3 protein-coding genes are annotated in these 2,275 nt (G+C 56.5%); all 3 read right to left on the reverse strand.

Annotated features, from left to right (window positions below):
• Positions 1 to 912: SulP family inorganic anion transporter (locus Q0362_RS01725; protein WP_298119128.1), on the reverse strand; the 912-nt coding region annotated here is incomplete at its 3' end.
• 65 nt (positions 913 to 977) lie between these two features.
• Positions 978 to 1,877, reverse strand: coding sequence for a cytochrome b/b6 domain-containing protein (locus Q0362_RS01730; RefSeq protein WP_298119129.1), 900 nt, complete (start codon positions 1,875 to 1,877; stop codon positions 978 to 980).
• A gap of 30 nt (positions 1,878 to 1,907) precedes the next feature.
• Positions 1,908 to 2,189 (reverse strand): hypothetical protein, encoded by a 282-nt coding sequence (locus Q0362_RS01735; protein ID WP_298119131.1) that lies wholly within the window; start codon positions 2,187 to 2,189, stop codon positions 1,908 to 1,910.
• Between the last annotated feature and the right edge of the window lie 86 nt (positions 2,190 to 2,275).

Genomic DNA, 2,275 nt, shown 5'->3' on the forward strand with positions numbered 1-2,275 from the left:
GCCGGTTGCAGGCATGCCACCAAAGAGTGCCGACCCGACTGAAGCTAGTCCTTGTCCGACGAGTTCACGGTCCGGGTTGAACACTCCTGTGTTCGCCATGCTTGCTGCCACACGTGCTGAAAGCAGAGACTCTATGGCTGCAAGTGCAGCAACTGCGAAGGCAGGAACAACTAACTCCCCCAGGTTGACTCCGGCAAAGTCAGGTAGAGCCGGAAGGCCAAGGGAGCTGGGAAGCTCCCCTATTCGAACCAAGGGCGACCCGGTCAACTCAGCGGCCACCGTAATCACGATGATGCCAATAATGGAGCCGGGAACAACGGGGATGAACTTCGGGGTGACCACCATGATCAGAGCAATGATCAGCACGGCACCTAATGACCACAGTGCCAAGTCCACATTCGCGGCCACGATGGCACTGATTCCAGAGACCACGGCATTGGTCGACTCCACAAACTCGGGGGAACCCACTGCCGCCGGTATTTGCTGGACAAAGATAATGACAGCAATACCCAGAGTGAAGCCTTCAATAACTGGCCACGGTATAAAGGACACCGACCGTCCCAGGCGGAACAAACCCAGCAGCAACACAATGACACCAGCCATGAGTCCCACAATGATGACCGAACCCGCGCCGTGCGCGGCAACAATCGGGGCCAGCACGACAACCATCGCACCGGTGGGACCGGAGACCTGCACATTGGATCCACCAAAGACGGCAGCAATGAATCCGGCAACCACTGCAGTGATGAGACCAGCCTCTGCTCCCACCCCTGAGCTCACACCAAAGGCAAGAGCCAGTGGCAATGCCACGATGCCGACGGTGAGGCCAGCGAGAAGGTCAGACTTCCAGGTTCTTGGTAGGGCGGAATAGTCTGCTCGGCTTGGGAGCAGTGACTTCAGCGTCGCCCACATGAAACCAAGGCTATTCCTGCCTGACACAATTCCCAGCACATGAGCTTCCGCTCACGGGGAAGGGCTTAACCCTGGACTTTTCCAGACAAGCGCGCAATCGGCTTCAAGATGCTGGGCTTGGCTAGCAACCAGCCGACCACCATGACCACCGCAGCCAGGCCAAAGATCCCTGCGCCCAGCCACGACGTTCCGTCATTGGCAGCAAACATCATGTTGAGGTTCCTCAGAGCACCTGTGGTGAAGACCAAGGTGACATGAGCCACGATGAAGATGAAGAAGTAGAACAAGACCAACACATGCAGCTTGCGCGCAAGGTCTTCAGGGAAGACGCGGTGCAACCAGCCCTGCTTGGGCCAGATGGGCGACAAGCGCAGACCGGTCTTGATGGCAATGGGTGCCGCGATGAACACCGTGACGAAGTAGGCGAGAACCTGCAGGCTGTTGTAGTTCACCCAGGCGTTTTCCATGGGCCAGCGCAATGAGGCATATTGCAAAGCAGCCGATGCAGCGTTGGGGAAGATGTCCCACGAGGTGGGAACAATCCGCATCCACTGACCTGTGGCAAATAACAGCACCATAAAGACAATGCCGTTGAGCACCCACAAGAAATCCAGGCACAGGTGGAACCAGTGATAGATGCCCATGCGCTGAGCAGGGCCGGTGTATTTCAAAATGCCTTCATCATTGCGAGTCCAGAAAGCAGGGGGACGCTTCTTAGAACGAATGATCCAACCGGTGCGAATGATGAGCAGAAGGAAGAACATGTTGAGGAAGTGTTGCCACCCCAGCCATGCAGGTAAGCCAACAGGAGCTCCCTCTGGGAGCGCGGTGGTTCCTCGATAGTACGAAATGAAGACGGCAACCTCAGGAATAGTCCTGGACCACTGAGCGATCAAGATGATCACGGTGAGCGAGATGAGGGCCACGGCACTCCAGCCGGCCACCTGTTTCCGCTTCACACTCACACCCATAAATCTACCGGGCAGAGCAAGGAGTTATTTCGACTCCGGCGGGAGGGTGATAACAATGCGGTTCTCATCGAAGGGCTTGTCATCAGCTGACGGCATGGGAGCTCTTGCCTCTGCCTGTTCTTCCATCACAATTCTGTGCTCGCGGGCACTGGGATGAAAGAGCTCATCCATCACCGCGAAAGCACCAGCCGCACCCCCAGAGGGACGTTTGCCTGATTTCTTGTAGCGGCGCTGGGCGGGATAGGAGACCACGAAGATCACCAGGACAATGGCCCCGACCCACATCAACAGCTCCGACAAACTCATGATGCAACGCTACCAAGTCGTGGGTTTTTGGGCATAAGAAAAGGGGCCCCCGGATAGGAAGCCCCCCCAAAAGAGTAAAAGAAAAT

Origin of the sequence: uncultured Aurantimicrobium sp. (genome assembly GCF_936931525.1) — a bacterium.
Taxonomy (GTDB): domain Bacteria; phylum Actinomycetota; class Actinomycetes; order Actinomycetales; family Microbacteriaceae; genus Aurantimicrobium.